This is a genomic window from Rhodococcus sp. F64268, assembly GCF_023015605.1.
Lineage (GTDB): Bacteria > Actinomycetota > Actinomycetes > Mycobacteriales > Mycobacteriaceae > Rhodococcus.
In genome coordinates, this window is record NZ_JALKAI010000006.1 from 1 (window position 1) to 22,227 (window position 22,227).

Sequence of the window (22,227 nt, forward strand, 5' to 3'; positions counted from 1 at the left end):
CGGTCCCTTTCCGAACCCGGAAGCTAAGCCTCATTGCGCCGATGGTACTGCACTCGTCAGGGTGTGGGAGAGTAGGTCGCCGCCGTGCATTCGTTCCGAAGGGGGACTCACTTTGTGGGTCCCCCTTCGTGTTTTTCGTTGCCGTGTATTCGTTCCGGTGAGGGGCTCCACTTCGTGGGGCCCCTCACCGCGTTGTCTGAATATTTCTGTCTTCCCGCTGCTCTGGAACCTTCGCGCAGGTTACGAGATGGTAACAACGCGATTCTGGTTTCCGGTTTGACCCTTTCTGTCGGTAACGTCCGCTGGGCAGATCCGTTGGGTCGTGCTGCAAGGCGGTACGGATCCTCCCGGGTCGTTCCTAGTGACGACGAAAGGGATTTGGGACGATGAGTATGCGACTTGGTAGAAATGCGGCCGTGAGGTTCGCCGCTGGTGTTGCCGGACTGGGACTTGTCGGTGGATCTATCGCCGGCTGCACCAGTACGGACACCGGAAGCGCGGAGGGTGGGACAACCCTCGAGAGCTTGCGAGAGGCCGGAACTGTCACTGTCGGATTCGCCGGTGAGGCCCCGTACAGCTTCATGGAGGACGGCGAACTCACCGGTGCGACCGTTGCCCTTCACCGTGAGATCTTCAAGAACCTCGGTATCGAGAACGTGGAAGGCGTCGCCACCGACTTCGGTGCGCTCATTCCCGGTCTCCAGGCAGGTCGGTTCGACGTTGTCAGTGCCGGCATGTCGATCCTGCCGCAGCGATGCGAGCAGGCGCTGTTCAGTGAGCCCGAGTTCAACTACACGACAGCGTTGATGGTGCCTGAGGGCAATCCTCAGAACCTGTCGGACATCCAATCGGTCAGCGACTCGGGCGCCAGCCTGGCGGTCATGACAGGCGCGATCGAGTCGGATTATGCCGCGGAGTCGGGAATCGACGCGATGCAGGTCGCATCCGCGCAGGACGGCATGGACGCGGTGATCAACGGTCGTGCCGACGTCTTCGCTCTCACCGGTATCTCGCTCAACTGGATGAAGCAGAACAACGAGTCGGCACCGGTCGACGTCACGCAGTCGTTCGTCGCCGAGATCGGCGGAGTGCCTCAGGTCGGTGCAGGCGGCACCGTCTTCCGCTTGGGCGACGAAGAACTTCGCGACGCCTACAACGAAGAGCTTCAGAAGATCACGTCGGACAAGGACAAGTACCTGTCGATCGTCGGTGAATTCGGTTTCACCGAAGAGGAATTGCCCGATCCGGAACTGACCACGGCGATGCTCTGCGAGGGCGTCTCCTGAGAGCGGGTTCTCCAGAATGGATTTCGGTTCGAAGATCGAGGCGCTGACAAATGCGTTTCCTCGAATACTCGATGGAATCCTGGTCACTCTCTACCTCACGATCGGTAGTGCGTTCTTCGCGTTCCTGCTGGCCGTCGCCTTCGGGCTGGCGGCCGGCGCGAAGAACCTGGTCCTGAGGGGGAGTTCCCGGATCGTCATCGAGTTCTTCAGGGGTACTTCGCTTCTGGTGCAGTTGTTCTGGTTCTTCTATGTCATGCCGCTGTTCGGCTACCGGCTCGAGCCGATCGTGTGCGGCATCCTCGCACTGTCGTTGAACTACGGCGCGTACGGTGCCGAAGTGGTGCGCGGCGCGATCGCGTCGGTCCCGCGTCCGCAATGGGAGGCCGCGACCGCGCTGAATTTCAGTTATTGGCAGCGTCTTCGGAAGGTCATCTTTCCGCAAGCATGGGCAGAAATGATTCCCCCGCTGACGAACTTGCTGATCCAGCTGCTCAAGGGCACAGCGCTCGCAAGCTATATCCTCTTGCAGGATCTGACCTTCGAGATCGAGCAGTTGCGTCGCACCACCGGCGACACACTTTTCGCCTTCGGTGTCGGGCTCGTCTTGTACTTCATTGTGGGATATGCGTTGACGCTGTTGATGAATGCGCTCGAGGTGCGGGCGAAGAGCAGGCTGGGGACAGGGCCATCGATGCGTGAGATCTTCGGCCTCGCACCGGTTGTCGACAAGCCCGAGGAGGTGAAGACATGACCGTCGACTGGAGTTGGCAACGCGCCTGGGATGCGCTTCCGGTGTTGCTCGAAGGATTCAAGATAACCCTGCTCGCCACAGTCCTCGGTTTCTTTCTCGCCGCAGTGTTGGGCTTAGTTGTGGCAATCGCCCGACGAAGTTTGCCGCGTCCCTTGTCGATGGTGCTCGGAGCCGTCGTCGAGTTCATTCGCCTCACACCGTTGGTCGTCCAGTTGCTCTTCGTGTACTACATGCTTCCGCAGTTCAGTGCGCTGCAGATCGGTATCGCGGTATTGGGCATCCATTACGCGACGTACATGGCCGAGGTGTATCGGGCCGGGATCGAAGCCGTACCTGTGGGGCAGTGGGAGGCAGCAAGGGCATTGTCGTTGCCGAGCAGCCGTACGTGGCGGGCGGTCATCTTGCCGCAGGCCGTGCGTCGGGTGGTTCCTGCGCTGGGAAATTACGCAGTCTCGATGTTCAAGGACACGCCGTTTCTCTTCACCATTTCGGTGGTCGAGATGGTCACTGCAGCGCAGCAGTTCGGTGCCAGGAATTTCCAGTATCTCGAGCCGTTGACATTGGCCGGATTGATCTTCCTGATAGCGAGCTACCCGACCTCATTGCTGATTCGCCGATTGGAGCGTCGTCTTGCCTACTGATCTGACCAAGGACACCGGTGGAGCTGCGGATCCATCCGGCGGTGGAACGTCGGGCGAGCCGATGATCCGGTTCGAATCCGTAGTGAAGCAGTTCGGCGACAACGTCGTGCTCGACCACCTCGACTTCGATGTCGCCCCCGGCGACCGCGTGACCTTGATCGGGCCGAGTGGCTCGGGCAAGACCACGATCCTGAGGCTTCTCATGACCTTGGAGAAAGTCGACGGCGGAGTGGTATGGGTCAAGGGCGAGCCGTTGAGCCACGAGTACAAGGGAACCAAACTTGTTCCCGCGTCCGAGAAACACCTGCGCAAAGTGCGGCAGAGCATCGGCATGGTGTTCCAGCATTTCAACCTGTTTCCGAACATGAACGTGATGGAGAATCTCACCGAGGCGCCCATCCACGTGCTGGGTCGCAAGAAGGCCGATGCGGAAGCTCGGGCGCGCGAACTACTCGCGATGGTGGGTCTGTCCGACAAGGAGAAAGCGCACCCGACTCAGCTGTCGGGCGGTCAACAGCAGCGCGTGGCCATCGCCCGTGCACTGGCGATGGACCCCGACATCCTGCTGCTCGACGAGGTCACCTCGGCGCTCGACCCGGAGCTCGTCGCCGACGTGCTCGACGTTCTACGGCAGATCGCGGACACCACCGACATCACGATGCTGATCGTGACGCACGAGATGCACTTCGCCAGGGACGTCTCCAACCGTGTTCTGATGTTCGACAGGGGGCGAATCATCGAACAGGGCACGCCCGAGGTCATTTTCACCAATCCGAAAGAGGAGCGGACCCGCAAGTTTCTCGACGCAGTCCTCGCAGAGGAGTGAGGGAGCGAGGTCACTCGGCCGGTACTGCCAGCCGAGTGGCCTCCGCCCGGCCGCGCAATGTGATTTCGTCCTGCACGGTCCATTCGGACGCCTCGTCGCTCGTGGCGGTGTCGACGGCGCGACCCGATGCAAGGACGTAACCCGGCACGGTTTTCGCGAGGTCGGACAAACGCGCCGCCTCGTTCACCGGGTCTCCGATGACGGTGTACTCGAAACGTTCTGCGGCGCCGATGTTTCCCGCGACAGCCCGACCTGCCGCAACCCCGATTCCGGCGCGACACTCGGGGATCTCGTCGGCGAGTCGATGTGCCATCGTGCGAGCGGTCCGCAACGCACGACCGGACGCATCGTCGACCCGCAGCGGTGCACCGAAGATCGCCAGCGCCGCGTCACCCTCGAACTTGTTGACCGACCCACCGGCGCGGTGGACTTCCTCCACGACCACCGCAAAGAAGCGATTGAGCAAGGCGACGACCTCGACAGGGGGCCACTCGCTTGCCAGGGCCGTAGACCCGACGATGTCGATGAACAGCACCGCGACATCGCGTTCTTCGCCGCCGAGGATGTCTGCGCTCTCGAGAGCTTCGGCCGCGACATCTCTTCCGACGTGCCTACCGAAGACTTCTCTGATGCGCTCGCGTTCCCGCAATCCATCGGCCATGCGGTTGAATCCGGCCTGGAGTTCGCCGAGTTCGGTGCCGTCGTACACCACGATTTTCGTGTCCAGGTCGCCTTTCTCGATCTGTGACATGCCGTATTGCACCGATTCGATCGGGGCAATACTCGAGCGCACGCTGAGGAACAGCAGCAACGAACCGACGAGCAGGGTGATGCTTCCGAGCGCGAGGATGGTCACGGCGAAACGGACCGGGGTGACCGGACGAATGAAACTGAACACCGCGATCAGCATCAGTCCGATCACGGGGATACTGCTGCCGAGAACCCACGCGAGCATCACCCGACCGGTGGTTCCGGCAAGGCGATGACGTCGGGGTGCCCCTGCCTCGAGTGCCCGTGCTGCGATCGGCCGAAGCGCGAATTCGGTGAACAGATAGACGAACCCGCACACGGTGGTTCCGGCGAGCAGGATCGTGATGGACACCTTGGGAATAGTGTCGGGATCGATGATCCCGAGGCACGTGGTGAACAGGACCAGCCCGATGACCCAGAGGAAACCCTGTTGCAGGGTCATCCGCAGCGGGAGATTCAGGGCAGTGCGTTGCTCTCGGGCGGTGGGACGACGGCCGTCGAGAGCCCAGGCCAGATGATCCACACCGTAGCGGGTGCCGAGAACCGTCCCGACAACGATCGCCACGACCACATACGCCGGAGCGAGGACGGCGATCACAATGAGGAACTCCGAGGTGAGCAACGACGGCCCGGGGATCACGACATTGATGAGGGTCGCTGCGATCAAGGCGCCGACGATGTGAGTGCCCGCCAGCGAGAGAGTCAGCAAAGACTGGACCCGAATTCGGAGCCGCCGGACCGGCTCCTCAGGCTGTCCCAGGATCGCGGAACCGAGCGGCGCGGTACGGCTGTTGCGTGCTGACATGGTCGTTCGAGCGTAGACGAGGTCATCCCTTAGGGTGGGCGTGTGCGCCTAGTGATTGCTCGTTGCCGTGTCGACTACATCGGACGTCTGACCGCACACCTTCCCACCGCACGCCGATTGTTGTTGGTGAAAGCGGACGGGTCGGTGAGCGTGCATGCCGACGACCGTGCCTACAAGCCTCTCAACTGGATGAGCCCGCCGTGCTGGTTGTCGGAAGAGGCTCCGGAGGAGGACACCGCGGCGCTCTGGGTGGTCACGAACAAGGCCGGCGAGCAGTTGCGAATCACCATCGAGGAGATCGAGCACGACTCGAGCCATGAACTCGGAGTCGATCCGGGCCTGATCAAGGACGGTGTCGAAGCGCACCTACAGGAACTGCTCGCCGAACATGTGGAAACCCTCGGTGCGGGATACAGCCTGGTGCGGCGCGAGTTTCCGACGGCCATCGGCCCTGTCGACCTACTGTGCCGCGATGCCGACGGCGCCACGGTCGCGGTCGAAATCAAGCGGCGTGGTGAGATCGACGGGGTGGAACAGCTCACGCGCTATCTCGAACTGCTCAATCGGGATCCGCTTCTCGCGCCCGTGAGCGGAGTGTTTGCCGCCCAACAGATCAAGCCGCAGGCCAAGACGCTCGCGACCGATCGCGGTATCCGCTGCCTGGTACTCGATTACGAGGCGTTGCGGGGGACCGAGAGCACCGAGTTCCGGCTGTTCTGAGCCATGCCACGCCGGAATCGTCCACATGCGTCGCGTAAACACGCAAAGGCGAACACCGACTCGTCGGGCTCGGGGTCCTCGTCCTTCGGTTGGGCGACCACGCGGTCCGAGTCGGGCCCTGCCGGTGCGGAATCCGAACAGTTCACGGTGCGGACGGTGCCGGGGTCGCGAGCGACGAAACCGTATCGCTGTCCGGGATGCGACCACGAGATCGCACCGGGGACGCCCCACATCGTGGCGTGGTCGAACGACGTTCCCGGCGGTGCCGACGATCGTCGGCATTGGCACAACGGATGCTGGTCGGCCCGCGCACGACGGGGGCCGACCCGGCGTTGGTCCTGACCCGGCGTTGGTCCTGACCAGACGACGGTCCTGCTACCCGGCGTGGTTGCGACTACCGCCGCACTCTGCTCGCCACCGCAGGCGAACGACCACTGCCGCCGGGGCGCGGAGACTCGCCTCGGGCCGGAGCCGGCGGCTGAGTCTGCTTCGGAGCCTTCGGGGTTGTGCCTCGGTCGCTTACGCGTGCTTCGGCTTCGTCTGAGTCGGTGCTGTTGCTCGCACTCTTCTCGGTGTCGGGCTTGTCGGACCCCGGCCGCGAGTTCGTGGTGCTGGGCTCGCCGTTCTTGCCTCCGCGCCGGGCGCTGTCGGACTCGGCCTTTGCTGCGGGCTGGGCGGACGCGTTGTCCTCGACATCCGACGGTGCTGGGGTGTCGTCCGAGAGGTTGCGGGCAAGGAGGTCGGTTTCCTCGGTTGCTGCCGCGAGCATGTCGGGTACGCCGTCGAGCTGTTCACGGACGGCATCGAGCTGCCCGAGGATGCGTCCCCGCATGACGAGCAGTTCCTCGGTGAGCCCCTTGGCGTTCGCGATCTTGCGTTCGGAGGCCTCGGTGGCCACAGCGAGGCGTCGACTCGCTTCGGAGGTGGCCTGTTCGAGGCGACGCTCTGCTTCGCCCTTGCTCGAGCGCTCGAGCTCGTCGAGTGAACCGAGCAGTTTCGACCGGCGTTCGGACATCGTGATCTCGAAGTCCTGCTGCACCTGCTCACGCTTGCTTTCGGCCTCGGCGGCGCGACGGTCGGCCTCGGCGCGCGCGGCGGCGACGATCCGGTCGGCTTCGGTACGTGCGGCAGCCATCGTGCGGGAGTGTTCTTCCTCGCAGGCAAGGCGACGGTTCTCGAGGTCCTCGAGTCGCTTCTCGAAATCGCCGCGGAGGCGAATGCCTTCTTGCTCGGCGAGAGAGACCATCTCGGCGGCATCGCTCTCAGCGCGGGCTCGAAGCTCCGACGCTTCGTCGGATGCCAGTCGGAGCATCCGGGAGATGCGGTCGCTCATGCCTTCCGCGGTGGTCGGAGGCACCGAGAGGCGATCGACGTCCTTGCGGAGATCGTCGATCTCGTTCCGGGCATTCTCCAGCTGACGGGCCAGATCACGGGCCTGTGCGGATGCTGCGTCGCGGTCGGTTGCCGTCACGCGGAGCTCGGCTTCGAATCGGGCGAAGTAGTTGGTCACCTCGTCGCGGTCGAAGCCCTTCCGCACGATGGAGAACGGCAGGTGACTGGGAGCGCGATCACGATCGAAGACCATGAAGCCAATCTACCCGCTCGAATCCGGGATCACTTGGGCAGCTCCAGCACCACAGTGCTGGAGCTACTCACACATCGGGTCAGTGAGCGGGGTTCGCGGCGGGCTCGACGAGCTCGACGAGAACGCCACCGGCATCCTTCGGATGCAGGAAGTTGATCCGCGAATCGGCCGTGCCGCGACGCGGTGCGTCGTACAGAAGTCGCACGCCTTGTTCACGCAGGTGCGTGGAGATCGCATCGAGGTCGGTGACCCGGTAGGCGAGCTGCTGCAATCCGGGGCCGCTACGGTCGATGAACTTCGCGATGGTCGAGTTCTCGTCGAGCGGGGCCAGCAGCTGGATCTGGGTGGCACCGTCGGGGCTGCCCGGAACGGAGAGCATGGCCTCCCGGACGCCCTGCTCCTCGTTGATCTCTTCGTGCGTGGACACGAGCCCGACGTTCTCGGCGTACCACGTGAGTGCGGCGTCGAGATCGGGGACGGCGATGCCGACGTGGTCGATCGCCGTGACGAGCCCGGAGGACAGAGCTGCCGCGACAGGCGACGATGTGGGGGAGGTCTCGGTCATACCTCTGACGGTAGCGGTACCGTTGGTCAAGCTCATATCGGGTCCCGGGTATCCCACCGAGTGAGCATCCGCATTGTCTATTCGGAGGACATTTCCCGTGAGCAGTTCTGTCATTGTCGCTGGAGCCCGTACACCGATGGGTCGCCTGCAAGGTTCGTTGAAGGACTTCTCGGGAGCCGCTCTCGGCGGAGTCGCCATCAAGGGCGCCCTGGACAAGGCCGGGGTCGCGCCGGAGAAGGTCGATTACGTGATCATGGGCCAGGTGCTCACCGCAGGCGCCGGCCAGATCCCCGCACGTCAAGCCGCTGTTGCCGCGGGCATCCCGATGGATGTCCCCGCTCTGACCATCAACAAGGTGTGTCTGTCGGGCCTCAATGCCATCGCGATGGCCGATCAATTGATCCGCGCGGGCGAATTCGACATCGTCGTCGCGGGCGGTCAGGAGTCGATGACGCAGGCCCCGCACATGCTCGAGAAGAGTCGCGCCGGATTCAAGTACGGCGACGTGACTCTGCGCGATCATATGGCCTACGACGGTCTGCACGACATCTTCACCGACCAGGCGATGGGACTGCTGACCGAATCGGCGAATGCCGATTCCGATTTCGTTTCTCGTGAGGAACAGGACGCGTTCGCCGCGGCCTCGCACCAGAATGCGGCGCGTGCCTGGAAGGACGGTCTGTTCGACGACGAGGTCGTGCCCGTGTCGATCCCGCAGCGCAAAGGCGATCCGATCGTGTTCGCCACCGACGAAGGCATCCGCGCCGACACCACCGTCGAATCGCTCGGCAAGTTGCGTCCGGCGTTCGCGAAGGACGGCACGGTCACTGCAGGCTCGGCATCCCAGATCTCGGACGGTGCGGCAGCGGTGGTCGTGATGAGCAAGGCCAAGGCCGAGGAACTCGGTTTGAGCTGGATCGCGGAGATCGGTGCGTCGGGTGTCGTCGCCGGTCCCGACTCGACCCTGCAGCAGCAGCCGGCCCGCGCGATCGCCAAGGCGTGTGAACGCGAGGGCATCGCCCCCGCGGATCTCGATCTCGTCGAGATCAACGAGGCGTTCGCCGCAGTGGGTATCGCGTCGGCTCGCGAGCTCGGGATCGATGCTGCCAAGGTCAACGTCAACGGTGGGGCGATCGCACTCGGTCACCCGCTCGGTATGTCCGGTGCTCGCATCGCGCTGCATCTCGCGTTGGAGCTGAAGCGTCGAGGCGGCGGCATCGGTGCGGCTGCATTGTGCGGTGGTGGCGGGCAGGGCGACGCGCTGATCGTACGGGTGCCGAAGGCCTGATCTTCGAACTCGGATCCCTCGCGGCCCTCGACGTCCAGCGTCGAGGGCCGTGATGTCTCTCACTCCACTACGGGTCGTCGTAGATTAATGGGCACAATGGCCCTTATGACGACGATCTTCGACCTGTCCACTCCCGCGAAGAGGTTCCGCCTCGTAGCCATCTGGGAGGCGGTGACCTGGCTGGCCCTGCTGATCGCGATGTTCTTCAAATGGGTTCTCGGGTACGAGGAAGCCATCCGCATCCCCGGCATGGTGCACGGCGTTGCCGGATTCATGCTGTTCGTCGTCGTCACCTTCATCACCGCGTGGGCGCTGAAGTGGGACATCAAGACCACGTTCCTGGCGCTCGTGTCGAGTGTCCCGCCGTTCGGCACCATCGTCTTCGAGCGGTGGGCCGTCAAGACCGGCCGCCTCGCAGAACTCTCCGAGCCCGGTAGCCGCCAGGACGCACCCGCCACCGTCTGACCGTCCGCCACCGTCTGACCGTCCGCAGCTTCATCGGCCGCGGCATGCCAAACTGGAAGACGTGACTCGACCCGGTTCCCGTCCTTCACGTTCCGCCGCCGCGGCCGCGGCGCTGTCCGGCGCGGTGGATCTCGCGCCCCTCAAAGACAGGGCTGCTACGCCGCCCCCTCCGCCTCCCTCCGGTGACGGCACGCAAGGTGCACTCCCACCGATCGTGGACGTCACCGAGGCCACCTTCGAAACCGAAGTGCTCCAGCGCTCGACCCAGGTACCCGTCATCGTGGACCTGTGGGCCACCTGGTGCGAGCCCTGCAAACAGCTCTCGCCGCTTCTCGAGAAGCTCGCCACCGAGGCCGCAGGTGCATGGGTGCTCGCCAAAGTCGACGTCGACGCCAATCCTCGGATCGCCCAGGCCTTCGGAGTCCAATCTGTGCCGACCGTCGTGGCGATTGCCGCAGGCCAGCCGTTGGCAGACTTCCAAGGCGTCCAGCCCGAACCGGCTCTGCGGCAGTGGCTCGAGGCGATCGCCCAGGCTGTCGAAGGCAAGTTGTCGGGCCCACCCTCCGCAGAGGCCGAACCGGCCGAACAGCCCGAGGATCCGCGATTCGTCGCGGCGGAGCAGGCTCTCGAGCAGAACGATTTCGAGGGCGCCGAAGCTGCGTACAACCTCATTCTCAACTCCGAGCCCGACAACGCCGATGCCAAGGCGGCGCTGCGGCAGGTGAAATTCCTGGCCCGGTCCCAGGGCGTTCCTGCGGACGCGGTAGCGCGTGCGGATGCTGCTCCTGCCGATCTCGAGGCGCAACTCGCCGCCGCCGACGCCGAACTGTCCGCGCAGGACCCCGAGGCGGCCTTCGAGCGGATCATCGCATTCGTCAAGCGCAGTGCCGGCGACGACCGCACTGCAGCCCGCACACGACTACTCGAGCTGTTCGAGCTGTTCGACCCGGCGGAGCCATTCGTGGTGTCTGCACGTCGCAAGCTTGCTGCAGCGCTCTACTGACCGGTCCATTCGCGACCCGACCCCTTCGCGACCGGACCCCGTCGCCGCGAGGACTCACCGGCCGCTGTCTCAGCGGTAGCGGCCGGTGCACGAGTTCTCGCCGCCGAGTACTCCGGTGCGGAACGCATCCACCCGAGCGAACCCACTCGGGACGGTATTGCCGTTGACATCGCTCGCGGCGAGGCCGTCGCGGAGCAACCCGGACACGGCCTCGTCGAGATCCCCAGGGGAAAGCCACACCATCTCGGCGTCCGAGTCGAGTTCCGAAGCGACCGTGCTCGACGGGCTCAAGGCCGCGCTGATCACCCCCGACAGGCATGCAGCACGCAACGCGGTGCGGGCATCTGCGAGGCCTTGACCCGCATCCTTCTGCACCGCGAGCGCGTACCGGGACGCGACAAGGACGTAGGCGTTGTAATCACCGCGCACATCGGCACTGAAACCGTCGCGTCGCGAACTGTCCGGGGTGCCGACCGCGGCGAGTTCCTCGAGGTCGACCCCCACGGTGTTCGTTGCCGGACAGTACGACACCGGCACCGTCGTCTTCGCGTCGGGACAACCGAGATCCGCACCCGACAATTCCAGCTCGGGAGGCGATTCGAGGTCGAACACGTGGTGGAACGACTCGAAGATGGTCTCGACCGACTCCGCAGTCACCGGTAGTTCGCCGTCGTCGATGCTGTCGAAATACTGGGGCAGATCCGCGCGCCGGGATTCGATCTCTGCCGCATCGATACGCGGACAGGTCGCGGCACCGTCCGTGAAGCCGATCTGCACCGCCGTCACGCGTTCGAACGCGGATCCGTGGATGGAATCCGGATCGTTCGGGTCGCTGTCGCGAAACAACACCATCGACGCCAGGACATTGTTGAGGCCGTCCGCCGTGTTGAGTTCGAAGTGCTCGGAGTCGCCCTCGGCGACGTGTCGCATGAAGGCCCCGGCGAAACAGTCCGCCTGCTGCTCGAACACGATGCCGGGATCATCGTCGCCGACGATACCCGCCGTGTACTGGATGGCATGCCCGTACTCATGGGCGAGTACGGTGACCGCCGACATGGGGCCGAAGTCCTCGACGAGTTGCGGCATGAGGTAGGTGCGGTCCCAGCCGATGACGTCCCCACCGCTGCAGTACGCCGCATTGATGAAGTCATAGGTGGACTCACCGCAGAAACGGGGGCCGCGACGCTCGGAGGGATCCCACGAGATGATCGTGCCGACCGGCACGAAGTCGCCTCGCGCGACCGAGCTGTACTCCTGCCGCCAGTACTCTTCGAGGTCGGCGATCGCGTTACCCGCAAGGATGTCGATCGCACCGCCATCGGTGTTCTCGATCGTCACGTCGGCATCGGAGACACCACTGCGTGGCCCGGTCGGGCCCGACACCACGGGTAGACCTGCGACGGTGAACGGATTGTCGTAGATCGACACCGCTGTTCCCGAGACCTGCTGCGTACAACCGGCCACCAGGACAGCCACAAGAATCGGAAGTACCGGGGCGAACCATCGGCGTCGTCGTGTCACGTCGATCCATTCTCCATCAGTCGCTGCCGGCGATCACCGCCGCGGCGACAGCCAGATCGCGCCGTGCGCCGGAAGCGTCACCCGAGCCGAAGCCGGGCGCCCGTGCCACGAATGTGTCGTGGCGATCACCGCGCCGAGATTACCGGTGCCGCTTCCCTGATACGCGGTCGCGTCCGTGTTGAGAACTTCCTCCCAGGCACCCGGTTCCGGCAGCCCCACACGGTAGTCGGCCTGCATGCTGCCCGAAAAGTTGTACAGGCACGCGATCACCGAACCGTCGCTGCCGTAGCGCAGGAAACTGAGCACATTGTTGTGGGCATCGTTGGCATCGATCCACGAATACCCGCCGGGAGTGGTGTCGAGCGTGTACAGCGCCGGATGGTGGCGGTATACGCGGTTCAGATCGGCGACCAGCGTGCGGATACCCGCATGCAATGCTCCGGTGTGCGGATCGTCGAGCTGCCACCAGTCGAGACCGCGTTCCTCCGACCACTCACCGACCTGCCCGAACTCCTGTCCCATGAACAGCAACTGCTTCCCGGGGTGCGACCACATGTACGCGAGCATCGCGCGCAACCCGGCGGCTCTCGTGTGGTCGTCGCCGGGCATGCGCGTCCACAACGTGCCCTTGCCGTGGACGACCTCATCGTGACTGATCGGCAGCACGAAATGCTCGCTCCACGCATACATCAAGGAGAACGTGATCTCGTGGTGGTGGAAAGTCCGGTGGACCGGGTCGTGCATGAGATACCCGAGGGTGTCGTGCATCCAGCCCATGTTCCATTTCATCGAGAACCCGAGCCCCCCGACATTCGTCGGCCGCGTCACACCGGGCCACGCCGTGGATTCTTCCGCGATCGTCACGACACCGGGGTGGTGCTTGTGCACTGTCGCGTTGAGTTCCTGAAGGAACGCGACGGCATCGAGGTTCTCACGCCCACCGAATTCGTTCGGGGTCCAGCCGCCCTCGGGCCGGGAATAATCCAGATAGAGCATCGACGCCACGGCATCGACACGCAATCCGTCGATGTGGAACTCTTCGATCCAGTACAACGCGTTCGCGACGAGGAAGTTGCGTACCTCCTTACGGCCGTAGTCGAACACATAGGTACCCCAATCGAGCTGTTCGCCGCGCTGGGGATCGGCGTGTTCGTAGAGCGGAGTGCCGTCGAAACGGGCGAGTGCCCAGTCGTCCTTCGGGAAGTGCGCGGGCACCCAGTCCATGATCACGCCGACATTCGCGGCGTGCAGTCGATCGACGAACTCACGGAACTCGTCGGGCGTCCCGAACCGCGCTGTCGGCGCGTAGTACGAGGTGACCTGGTAACCCCATGACCCACCGAACGGATGCTCGGCGACGGGCATGAGTTCCACATGGGTGAAACCGGTTTCCCGCACGTATTCGGCCAGCTGGTCGGCGAGCTCGGAATAGGTCAGTCCCGGACGCCACGACCCGAGATGCACCTCGTACACACTCATCGGTTCCTGCCAGGGCTGGGCCTGGGCGCGCGAGGCGAGCCACTGCTCATCGCGCCACTCGTGCGAGCTGCGTGTGACCACCGACGCGGTCGCCGGTGGCACCTCGGTGGCGAATGCCATGGGATCGGCTTTGTCACGGATCGAACCATCGTGCCCGTGGACGCGATACTTGTAGAGCTGACCCGGCTCGACACCGGGCACGAACAACTCCCACACACCGCTCGACCCCAGAACGCGCATCGGAGCGGTACCACCGCCCCACAGGTCGAAGTCGCCGATCACCGTCACACCACGAGCACCTGGAGCCCACACCGCAAACGATGTGCCGGTGACCGTGCCGTCGGGAGTGTCGTACGAGCGGGGGTGGGCACCCAGGACTTCCCACAACCGCTCGTGCCGACCTTCACTGATCAGATGGCGATCGAGTTCGCCGAGAGTGGGCAGAAACCGGTACCCGTCTGCGACGACCACCGTGTAGTCGAGCGGATACGTCACGACCAACCGGTAATCGGCGGGATCGTGTATCGGAAGCAACGCGCTGAACACATCGTGTCCGACCGACTCGAGAGGATGATCCGTTCCCCCCACACGCACTTCGACCTTCTGCGCGCCGGGCCGCAACGCCCGGAACACCGTGCCCTCGGGGTGCGGATGCGCACCGAGGATCGAATGGGGATCGTGGTGCTCGCCGGCTGCGAGGCGTGCCAGTTCCTCGGGATGCGGCGCGTGACGCGGTGCTGACGGCGGCACGGTCACGGCTGCCTCCTGTGCGCGAGAGTTGTGCGGACGGGAACTCCGATGCGCGGCAACACCAGGATGTGAGCGACCGATCGCCACGGTTCGAGCCGTACGAAATTGGCCTGGCCCCAGTGGTATTGCTCGCCGCTCACTTCGTCGTAGACCGGCAGATGGTCGTGCCACTCGTGCCCGAGGGCGGGCATGTCGAGCCAGATCGTGCCCTGCTCCGCGGCATACGGATTCAGGTTGACGATGGTGAGCACCGTGTCGCCGGTCGTCGGGTCGAACTTCGAGTACCCGATCAATGCGTCGTTGTCGATGTGGTGGAACGTGATGTTGCGGAGCTGCTGTAGCGCCGGATGCGCCCGCCGGATCCGATTGAGCTCGGTCAGCCAGGGCTCGAGGGATTCCCCGCGACGGCGGGCGTCGTCGAACCGCCTCGGACGCAATTGGTACTTCTCCGAGTCGAGATACTCTTCGCTGCCGGGTCGCAGCGGAACATGCTCGTACAGTTCGTAACCTGAGTACACACCCCACGTCGGCGAAAGGGTTGCGGCCAACGCTGCTCGCAGTGCGAACATTCCTGGACCGCCGTGCTGCAGCGACTCGTGGAGGATGTCGGGGGTGTTGACGAACAGATTCGGCCGCGCCTCGTCCGCCTTACCTGCGATCTCCAACCCGAACTCGGTGAGCTCCCATTTCGCGATCCGCCACGTGAAATACGTGTAGGACTGCGCGAAGCCGCGGCGCGCGAGACCGTACATCCGTGCGGGCCGGGTGAACGCCTCGGCGAGGAACACCACATCCGGATCGCTCTTGCGGATCTCCTCGATCAGCCACTCCCAGAAGTCCGGTGGCTTCGTATGCGGATTGTCGACCCGGAAGATGCGTACTCCCGCTGCGATCCAGTGCCGGACCACACGTAGCACCTCGGCGTAGATGCCGTCACGATCGACATCGAAATTGATCGGGTAGATGTCCTGGTACTTCTTGGGCGGGTTCTCCGCATACGCGATCGTTCCGTCGGGCAGCACCGTGAACCATTCGGGATGCGACCGCGCCCACGGGTGATCCGGTGCGCACTGCAACGCGAGGTCGAGGGCAACCTCGAGATCGAGTTCGCGGGCACGCGTGACGAAGTCGCGGAAATCCTCCTCGGTACCCAAATCGGGGTGGATAGCGTCGTGGCCGCCTTCTGCCGACCCGATCGCCCAGGGCGATCCGACATCGTCGGGCCCCGCGACCAACGAGTTGTTCGGGCCCTTCCGGTTGATCTTGCCGATCGGATGGATCGGCGGCAGATACACCACGTCGAACCCCATCGCGGCGATGCGCGGAAGGTCGGCAGCCGCTGTCGCGAACGTGCCGTGCCGCGGGGTGCCGTCATCGTTCCAGCCCCCCGTGGACCTGGGGAAGAACTCGTACCACGAACCGAACAGCGCGCGGCGCCGCTCGACGATCGTCGTGTACGCGCGACCGCGGGTGACGAGCTCGCGCAGTGGGTGCGCGCGGAGGACCTCGGTGACGTCGGCAGAGTAGGCAGGCGCGACACGTTCGCCAAGTGTGCGATGCGACCGGAGCGCGGCGGACACTGCGAGCAGCGCCGGCCGGCTCCCGCGGGGCGCCGCCTTTGAGGTGCGCTCGAACAGCTGCGCGCCGATCTCCAGGTCGTTGGCCAGATCCTCCGGTCCCTGGCCCGCATCGATTTTCGCTTCGACGGCGTGACGCCACGTGGCGATCGGATCGCTCCAGGCTTCGATACGGTAAGTCCATCTGCCAGGGCTGGTCGGGGTGAACACCGCGTTGAACGTGTCGGGTTCGTGGCCCGGTGTCATGGGGATCCGTACGAGCTTGCCCATGGTCTCGGGGTCCGCGGCCGGACCGCGTACCACCAGCGTCGCCGCAAGAGCCTCGTGGCCCTCGCGCCACACTACGGCCGAGACAGGAACGACCTCACCGGTGACAGCCTTGGTCGGGTACCTCCCGCCGTCGATCGCGGGCCGAACGTCGTCGATGGCGAGACGACCTGTCACGTGTTCTCCGTTCGCTGGGGCGGGCGGGTGGCCCGCGCCGAAAATGAACCGTGGGTGTGCGACCACAACCCTATTCCAGGCGGCAGCAGAGTTCCCGGCCATGCATTCGGAAAGGGCGAAACGCACCCTTTGTTATGACTGCCCGTATCCGTTACTCGCGGGTTACGTCAGTTGACCGGACGGCAATACGTCGCCACCTAGCGTCGATTTCGTAATGCACACAGACGTCCGACAGGGCGCAAACGGAGGGATGAACATCATGGGTCTGGTTGCCGGATTGATCGGGGTTGTCGGGGATTTGCTGCACCTTCTGCTCGGCGGACTCTGACCCGTCGGCCGACCCGCGCGCGGGTCGGCCGTAGAAGTACTGACGGCCCCGTGGCGTGTGTCGCGGGGCCGTCGCACGTGTCGGACGGCCCCGCCGCAGTGAGCTCGACGGCCGCAAGTTCCACACCCGTCGCACACAAGAGAACCTGGGTAGGATTCGCGGGGTGAAAGCCTTGCGTCGGTTCACTGTCCGAGCCCACCTGCCCGAGCCGCTCGCCGCGCTGGAGGCACTGACAACCAATCTGCGCTGGTCGTGGCACCCGCAGGCACAAGATTTGTTCGCGTCCATCGACCCTGAACTGTGGGCGAAGGTCGACGAGGACCCGGTCCGACTGCTCGGTGAGATCGCTCCGTCGCGGCTCGATGCATTGGCCACCGACAGTGAATTCCTCGCGCGGCTCGAAGCGGCCGCCGCGGATCTCGACCACTATCTGTCGCGCCCGGCCTGGTACCAGCTCCAACGCGAACGCGGCACCGCCCTGCCAGAGGGCATCGCGTACTTCTCGATGGAATTCGGTGTCACCGAGGTCCTTCCGAACTACTCGGGCGGGCTCGGCATCCTCGCAGGCGACCACCTCAAGGCCGCCTCCGATCTGGGAGTGCCACTCATCGGCGTCGGATTGCTGTATCGCTCCGGCTACTTCAAACAGTCGCTGAGTGCCGACGGCTGGCAGCTCGAGCACTACCCGTCGTACGACCCCCAGGGGCTGCCGCTGCGGCTCCTCACCGAATCCGACGGCACCCCGGCGCTCGTGCGTGTCGATGTGCCCGGTGCCCGCACCCTCGATGCACGGGTGTGGATCGCTCAGGTGGGCCGCGTGCCGCTGCTGCTCCTCGATTCCGACATCGCGAGCAACGACGAGGACATGTGCAAGGTCACCGATCGCTTGTACGGCGGCGGGCAGGACCACCGCATCAAACAGGAGATCCTCGCGGGCATCGGCGGGGTGCGGGCCGTGCGCGCCTATACCCGTATCCACGGGCTTCCCGATCCCGAGGTGTTCCACATGAACGAGGGCCACGCCGGGTTCCTCGGGGCAGAACGAATCCGCGAACTCGTCACCACCACCGGCCTCGACTTCGACGAAGCCCTCGCCGCGGTGCGGGCCGGAACGGTGTTCACCACCCACACCCCGGTGCCCGCAGGCATCGACCGTTTCCCGATCGACCTCGTTCGTCACTACTTCGCGGGCCCCAACGGAGAGAACGAATCGGCTTTGCTGCCCGGCCTGCCGGTCGACCGGATCCTTGCGCTCGGTCGCGAGGACGACCCCCACGTGTTCAACATGGCTCATCTGGGTCTGCGTCTCGGACAGCGATCCAACGGTGTGTCCCGACTGCACGGTGAGGTCAGCCGAGGGATGTTCGAGGGGCTGTGGCCCGGATTCGATGCCGCCGAAGTGCCTATCGGGTCCGTGACCAACGGCGTCCACGCACCTACCTGGGCCGCCCGCGAATGGATCACCCTCGCCAATCGGCTCGCCGGCCCGGATCGCGTCGAGGAAGCCCGCGGCTGGGAGCTGCTGCAGGGTGTCGACCCGGCCGAACTGTGGTCCACCCGCAACGTGCTGCGCGGACAGCTCGTCGACGAGGTGCGACGCCGTCTGCGCAACTCGTGGCTCGAACGCGGAGCCACCGAGGCCGAGCTCGGGTGGGTCGGCACCGTCTTCGATCCGGGCGCCCTCACCGTCGGCTTCGCGCGCCGCGTGCCCACCTACAAGCGGCTGACACTGATGCTGCGCGACCCCGAACGACTGCGCGCCCTGCTGCTCGACGAGGAACGGCCCGTGCAGCTCGTCGTCGCAGGCAAGAGCCATCCCGCCGACGACGGCGGAAAGGGTCTGATACAGCAGATCGTGCGCTTCGCCGACCAACACGACGTGCGGCACCGCATAGTGTTCCTGCCCGACTACGACATGTCGATGGCGCGCTTCCTGTACTGGGGATGCGACGTCTGGCTCAACAACCCGCTGCGCCCGCTCGAAGCATGCGGAACGTCGGGCATGAAATCTGCGCTCAACGGCGGACTGAACCTGTCCATCCGCGACGGATGGTGGGACGAGATGTTCGACGGCGAGAACGGATGGGCCATCCCGACCGCCGACGGCGTCGACGACGTACGACGCGACGACCTCGAAGCCGGAGCCCTGTACGAGCTGCTCGAACGCTCGGTACTGCCCCGCTTCTACGAGCGTGATGATCAAGACGTGCCCACCCGATGGATCGAGATGGTGCGTCATACCCTCGAGAAGCTCGGACCCAAGGTCCTCGCCTCACGCATGGTGCGCGACTACGCCGTCGACTACTACACACCCGCTGCGGAGGCGGCGCGCGAAATCGTCGCCGACGACTTCGCGGGGGCCAAGGCGCTGGCCGATTACCGGCATCGCATCGACTCCGCATGGCCGGCGGTACGGGTCGCGCAGGTCGACAGTCACGGATTGCCGGAAAGCCCGGTGATCGGATCGAGCCTCGGCCTGATCGCCCACGTCCAACTCGGCGGACTGTCGCCCGACGATGTGCAGGTACAGGCGGTGTTCGGCAAGGTCGGATCGGACGACACCCTCACGGACACAGTGACGGTGGCGATGAAACACTCCGGCTCCGACCCGCTCGGGGAAGAGTTCACCGTCGACGTACCGCTGCCACTCTCCGGGGCGGTCGGATACACCGTCCGGGTACTCCCGCACCACGACCTGATGGCGACCCCAGCCGAGTTCGGCATGGTCGCACTGCCGTAAGTCGAGAAAGTGTGGTTCCGGGCCCGGAATCCTGGCTCGGAATCCGGGCTCCGGAACCACACCTTCACGAACCGGTGAGCCGGGAGAGCGACTTGCGGGCGACCTGAGGGTCGGCGGTCTCCCAGAACGGCGGGAGCGACGCGCGCAGATAGCCACCGTAACGGGCCGTGGCCAGGCGCGAGTCGAGCACGGCAACGACCCCTCGATCGTCGGTCGACCGCAACAACCTGCCGACACCCTGAGCGAGCAGTAGTGCAGCATGGTTCGCTGCGACCGCCATGAACCCGTTGCCGCCGCGGGACTCGACGGCACGCTGCCGGGCGACCAGCAGCGGATCGTCGGGGCGGGGGAACGGAATCCGGTCGATGAGGACGAGCGAGAGCGACCGGCCCGGCACATCGACGCCCTGCCACAGCGACAGGGTGCCGAACAGCGACGTCGCTTCGTCGGCCGCGAACTTGTCGACCAACGCACCCGTGGAATCGTCGCCCTGGCACAGAATCGGGGTGTCGATCCGCTCGCGCAGAGCTTCGGTGGCGGCCTTCGCCGCCCGCATCGACGAGAACAGACCCAGCGTGCGACCACCCGCGGCCGTGACCAGCTCGGCGATCTCGTCGAGATGAGACGGCGAAAGCCCGTCGCGGCCGGGAGGCGTCAGGTGCTTCGCGATGTACAGAATCCCGGATTTGGCGTGATCGAACGGGGATCCGACATCAACGGCATTCCACTTCGGATCACTGTTGTCGGCGGGTGGTTCGGCCCCCGATGCGGCAGTGGTCTCGCTGCGTGACAGGGCCTGCGGGGGCAACCCCCAATTGACGGCCAGACCGTCGAACGATCCGCCGACCGTGAGCGTCGCAGAGGTGAGCACCACCGTCGACTCGCCGAACAGTCGAGACCTCAGCAGACCCCCGACCGACAACGGCGCGATCCGCACCGTGCGGCGCACATTGCCGCGGAACTCGTCGGCCGCCAGCCACACCACATCCTGACGTTGTGCGGGATCGGGCTGCTCGAACGTCGTCAAAGCCCGCACCGCGCAATCGTGCACGTCGTCGATCTCGGAGAGAGCCTGGCTGCGGGCTGCAGCGGCCTCCGGGTCGGTGCCGGGCTTGGCCGGCCCGATGGCGGTGTGCATGGCCCACGCGGCATCGCGGATCGACGCCAGAGCAGCTGCCGCGCCCTCGGGCATCGAATCCCACCGCGCGGCAGGAAGCTCCTCGAGCAGCGACTCCCAGTTCTCGGCAGCACCTTCGAGCCGGTCGACGTCCTCGTCCTCGACGAGTTTGACGCAGCGCCGCGCGGCTGCGGAGATACTGCTGCCCGACAACTCGGCGGTGGCGACGCCCGTGACCCGGTCGACGAGTTCGTGCGCTTCGTCGATGACCACGACATCGTGTTCGGGCAGGATCGCGAGCCCCGTGATGGCGTCGATCGCGAGAAGCGCGTGGTTGGTGACCACCACATCGACCTGTGAGGCCTCGGTGCGTGCGATCTCGGCGAAGCAATCGTCGCCGACCGGGCAGCGTGCCTTGCCGAGGCATTCGCGTGCAGTGACACTGAGCTGACGCCACGCCTGGTCGGAGACGCCAGGGGAGAGGTCGTCGCGGTCGCCGGTTTCCGTGCTCGACGACCATTCCGTCACGCGGCGCACCTCGCGGCCGATGCGTGAGAGTGTGAACGCGTCGAAGAGCTGGGCCTCGGCCGGTGCCTCCTCGGCGAGACCCGTGTGGATCTTGTTCAGGCAGAGATAGTTTCCGCGGCCCTTGAGGATCGCGAAGCGAGGTCTCCGGCCGAGGGCGTCCTCGAGTGCCTCGGCGAGACGCGGAAGATCGCGGTCGACGAGCTGACGTTGCAGCGCGATCGTCGCGGTGGACACGACAACCGTGCGGCCGGTCTGTACCGCGTACCGGATGCTCGGAACGAGGTACGCGAGCGACTTGCCCGTGCCGGTGCCCGCCTGCACCGCGAGGTGCTCACCGGTGTCGATGCTGTGTGCGACCGCGGACGCCATGGTCAGCTGATTGCGCCGCTCCCTACCGCCCAGAGCGTGCACCGCGGTACGTAGCAATTCGGGGACATCGGGGAGTTCAGGCACCGAGCCAGGGTAGCGGGACCCACCGTCAGATTTCGGCGCCGACCCATTCGACCAGCTCGACGCCTGCGCTGCGCATCTGATCGAGCGCGGACTCGACGGTCGCCTCGGCGACACCGGACGTGTACCCCAGCAGCACCCGCGTCCCGAATCCCGCCTCGACGGCATCCAACGCGGTCGCACGCACACAATGATCGGTGGCGATCCCGACGACGTCGACGTCCGTCACACCGCGCTCGCGCAACCACTGCGCGAGGGGCTGCCCCGACTCGTCGACACCTTCGAAACCGGAATACGCGGCCTCGTACGCGCCCTTCGAGAACACCGCTTCGATCCGGGACAGCTCCAGATCCGGATGGAACCGGGCCCCGACGGAATCAGCGCGACAGTGCGGCGGCCAGGTATCGACGAAGTCGGGCTCGTCCGAGAAGTGCTCACCCGGATCGATGTGATGGTCGCGTGTTGCGACCACATGGGAGTAATCGTCCCCACGCTCGGTGAGGAAACACGTGATGGCGGAAGCGACCGCGGTGCCACCGGTCACCGCGAGCGCGCCGCCCTCGCAGAAATCGTTCTGCACATCGACCACGAGTAGTGCTCGCACCGAC

At 65.1% G+C, this 22,227-nt stretch carries 18 protein-coding genes and 1 rRNA gene; 11 read left to right on the forward strand and 8 right to left on the reverse strand.

Annotated elements, in window-relative coordinates:
* From rrf to ehuA, 5 genes are all read left to right on the forward strand, one after another.
* Window positions 1–88, forward strand: a 5S ribosomal RNA gene (gene rrf / locus MWU77_RS16000); the annotation flags it as partial.
* A gap of 298 nt (window positions 89–386) precedes the next feature.
* Entirely contained in the window at window positions 387–1,286 is a 900-nt protein-coding gene (ehuB, locus tag MWU77_RS16005; RefSeq protein WP_247274211.1) for an ectoine/hydroxyectoine ABC transporter substrate-binding protein EhuB, read from the forward strand.
* Between the two features lie 16 nt (window positions 1,287–1,302).
* A complete protein-coding gene (gene ehuC / locus MWU77_RS16010; protein WP_169688482.1) occupies window positions 1,303–2,037 on the forward strand; it encodes an ectoine/hydroxyectoine ABC transporter permease subunit EhuC in 735 nt (244 codons plus the stop codon).
* Window positions 2,034–2,678 carry an ectoine/hydroxyectoine ABC transporter permease subunit EhuD gene (gene ehuD, locus MWU77_RS16015; protein ID WP_169688483.1) on the forward strand — a complete coding sequence of 215 codons (645 nt, stop codon included), beginning with the start codon at window positions 2,034–2,036 and terminating at the stop codon, window positions 2,676–2,678. Before ehuC ends, ehuD begins: the two co-directional genes overlap by 4 nt.
* 61 nt (window positions 2,679–2,739) lie before the next feature.
* Entirely contained in the window at window positions 2,740–3,504 is a 765-nt protein-coding gene (ehuA, locus tag MWU77_RS16020) for an ectoine/hydroxyectoine ABC transporter ATP-binding protein EhuA (protein ID WP_247274317.1), read from the forward strand.
* A gap of 10 nt (window positions 3,505–3,514) precedes the next feature.
* Here ehuA and MWU77_RS16025 read toward each other — a convergent pair whose 3' ends face one another.
* Entirely contained in the window at window positions 3,515–5,059 is a 1,545-nt protein-coding gene (locus MWU77_RS16025) for an adenylate/guanylate cyclase domain-containing protein (protein ID WP_247274212.1), read from the reverse strand.
* 42 nt (window positions 5,060–5,101) lie between these two features.
* On the opposite strand from MWU77_RS16025, the gene nucS reads away from it, so the two are divergent.
* Window positions 5,102–5,779, forward strand: a complete 678-nt coding sequence (gene nucS / locus MWU77_RS16030; protein ID WP_247274213.1) for an endonuclease NucS — start codon at window positions 5,102–5,104, stop codon at window positions 5,777–5,779.
* Between the two features lie 3 nt (window positions 5,780–5,782).
* Window positions 5,783–6,121 (forward strand): ATP/GTP-binding protein, encoded by a 339-nt coding sequence (locus MWU77_RS16035; RefSeq protein WP_247274214.1) that lies wholly within the window; start codon window positions 5,783–5,785, stop codon window positions 6,119–6,121.
* A gap of 52 nt (window positions 6,122–6,173) precedes the next feature.
* Here MWU77_RS16035 and MWU77_RS16040 read toward each other — a convergent pair whose 3' ends face one another.
* Both MWU77_RS16040 and mce read right to left on the reverse strand, forming a co-directional pair.
* Window positions 6,174–7,364, reverse strand: coding sequence for a hypothetical protein (locus tag MWU77_RS16040; protein ID WP_240959232.1), 1,191 nt, complete (start codon window positions 7,362–7,364; stop codon window positions 6,174–6,176).
* A 79-nt stretch (window positions 7,365–7,443) separates the two neighbouring features.
* Window positions 7,444–7,929, reverse strand: a complete 486-nt coding sequence (gene mce / locus MWU77_RS16045) for a methylmalonyl-CoA epimerase (RefSeq protein ID WP_169688487.1) — start codon at window positions 7,927–7,929, stop codon at window positions 7,444–7,446.
* A gap of 97 nt (window positions 7,930–8,026) precedes the next feature.
* On the opposite strand from mce, the gene MWU77_RS16050 reads away from it, so the two are divergent.
* The 3 genes from MWU77_RS16050 to MWU77_RS16060 all read left to right on the forward strand — a co-directional run bounded on the left by MWU77_RS16050 (window position 8,027) and on the right by MWU77_RS16060 (window position 10,685).
* Window positions 8,027–9,217, forward strand: coding sequence for an acetyl-CoA C-acetyltransferase (locus MWU77_RS16050; protein WP_247274215.1), 1,191 nt, complete (start codon window positions 8,027–8,029; stop codon window positions 9,215–9,217).
* A gap of 105 nt (window positions 9,218–9,322) precedes the next feature.
* A complete protein-coding gene (locus MWU77_RS16055) occupies window positions 9,323–9,682 on the forward strand; it encodes a DUF3817 domain-containing protein (RefSeq protein ID WP_169688489.1) in 360 nt (119 codons plus the stop codon).
* A 112-nt stretch (window positions 9,683–9,794) separates the two neighbouring features.
* Window positions 9,795–10,685 carry a tetratricopeptide repeat protein gene (locus tag MWU77_RS16060; protein WP_247274318.1) on the forward strand — a complete coding sequence of 297 codons (891 nt, stop codon included), beginning with the start codon at window positions 9,795–9,797 and terminating at the stop codon, window positions 10,683–10,685.
* 69 nt (window positions 10,686–10,754) lie between these two features.
* On the opposite strand, the gene MWU77_RS16065 is transcribed toward MWU77_RS16060, so the two are convergent.
* Genes MWU77_RS16065 through MWU77_RS16075 form a run of 3 tightly spaced genes read right to left on the reverse strand, consistent with a single transcriptional unit; the run spans window position 10,755 to window position 16,456 of the window.
* Window positions 10,755–12,206 (reverse strand): metallopeptidase, encoded by a 1,452-nt coding sequence (locus tag MWU77_RS16065; RefSeq protein ID WP_169688490.1) that lies wholly within the window; start codon window positions 12,204–12,206, stop codon window positions 10,755–10,757.
* A 33-nt stretch (window positions 12,207–12,239) separates the two neighbouring features.
* Window positions 12,240–14,441 carry a 1,4-alpha-glucan branching protein GlgB gene (gene glgB, locus MWU77_RS16070; RefSeq protein WP_247274216.1) on the reverse strand — a complete coding sequence of 734 codons (2,202 nt, stop codon included), beginning with the start codon at window positions 14,439–14,441 and terminating at the stop codon, window positions 12,240–12,242.
* Entirely contained in the window at window positions 14,438–16,456 is a 2,019-nt protein-coding gene (locus tag MWU77_RS16075; RefSeq protein ID WP_247274217.1) for an alpha-1,4-glucan--maltose-1-phosphate maltosyltransferase, read from the reverse strand. Before MWU77_RS16075 ends, glgB begins: the two co-directional genes overlap by 4 nt.
* Window positions 16,457–16,947: 491 nt before the next feature.
* Between MWU77_RS16075 and glgP the strand changes: the two genes are divergently transcribed.
* The gene (glgP, locus tag MWU77_RS16080) at window positions 16,948–19,524 is read left to right on the forward strand and encodes an alpha-glucan family phosphorylase (protein ID WP_247274218.1); all 2,577 of its coding nucleotides are present in this window, start codon (window positions 16,948–16,950) and stop codon (window positions 19,522–19,524) included.
* A gap of 64 nt (window positions 19,525–19,588) precedes the next feature.
* Here glgP and MWU77_RS16085 read toward each other — a convergent pair whose 3' ends face one another.
* Both MWU77_RS16085 and MWU77_RS16090 read right to left on the reverse strand, forming a co-directional pair.
* The gene (locus MWU77_RS16085) at window positions 19,589–21,622 is read right to left on the reverse strand and encodes an ATP-dependent DNA helicase (protein ID WP_247274219.1); all 2,034 of its coding nucleotides are present in this window, start codon (window positions 21,620–21,622) and stop codon (window positions 19,589–19,591) included.
* Between the two features lie 25 nt (window positions 21,623–21,647).
* Window positions 21,648–22,223 carry a nicotinamidase gene (locus MWU77_RS16090; protein WP_247274319.1) on the reverse strand — a complete coding sequence of 192 codons (576 nt, stop codon included), beginning with the start codon at window positions 22,221–22,223 and terminating at the stop codon, window positions 21,648–21,650.
* Window positions 22,224–22,227 lie beyond the last annotated feature (4 nt).

Coding starts and splice junctions, on each gene's coding strand:
- ehuB (WP_247274211.1), top strand. CDS start 387: ATGAGTATGCGACTTGGTAGAAATGCGGCCGTGAGGTTCGCCGCTGGT.
- ehuC (WP_169688482.1), top strand. CDS start 1,303: ATGGATTTCGGTTCGAAGATCGAGGCGCTGACAAATGCGTTTCCTCGA.
- ehuD (WP_169688483.1), top strand. CDS start 2,034: ATGACCGTCGACTGGAGTTGGCAACGCGCCTGGGATGCGCTTCCGGTG.
- ehuA (WP_247274317.1), top strand. CDS start 2,740: ATGATCCGGTTCGAATCCGTAGTGAAGCAGTTCGGCGACAACGTCGTG.
- MWU77_RS16025 (WP_247274212.1), bottom strand. CDS start 5,059: ATGTCAGCACGCAACAGCCGTACCGCGCCGCTCGGTTCCGCGATCCTG.
- MWU77_RS16035 (WP_247274214.1), top strand. CDS start 5,783: ATGCCACGCCGGAATCGTCCACATGCGTCGCGTAAACACGCAAAGGCG.
- MWU77_RS16040 (WP_240959232.1), bottom strand. CDS start 7,364: ATGGTCTTCGATCGTGATCGCGCTCCCAGTCACCTGCCGTTCTCCATC.
- mce (WP_169688487.1), bottom strand. CDS start 7,929: ATGACCGAGACCTCCCCCACATCGTCGCCTGTCGCGGCAGCTCTGTCC.
- MWU77_RS16055 (WP_169688489.1), top strand. CDS start 9,323: ATGACGACGATCTTCGACCTGTCCACTCCCGCGAAGAGGTTCCGCCTC.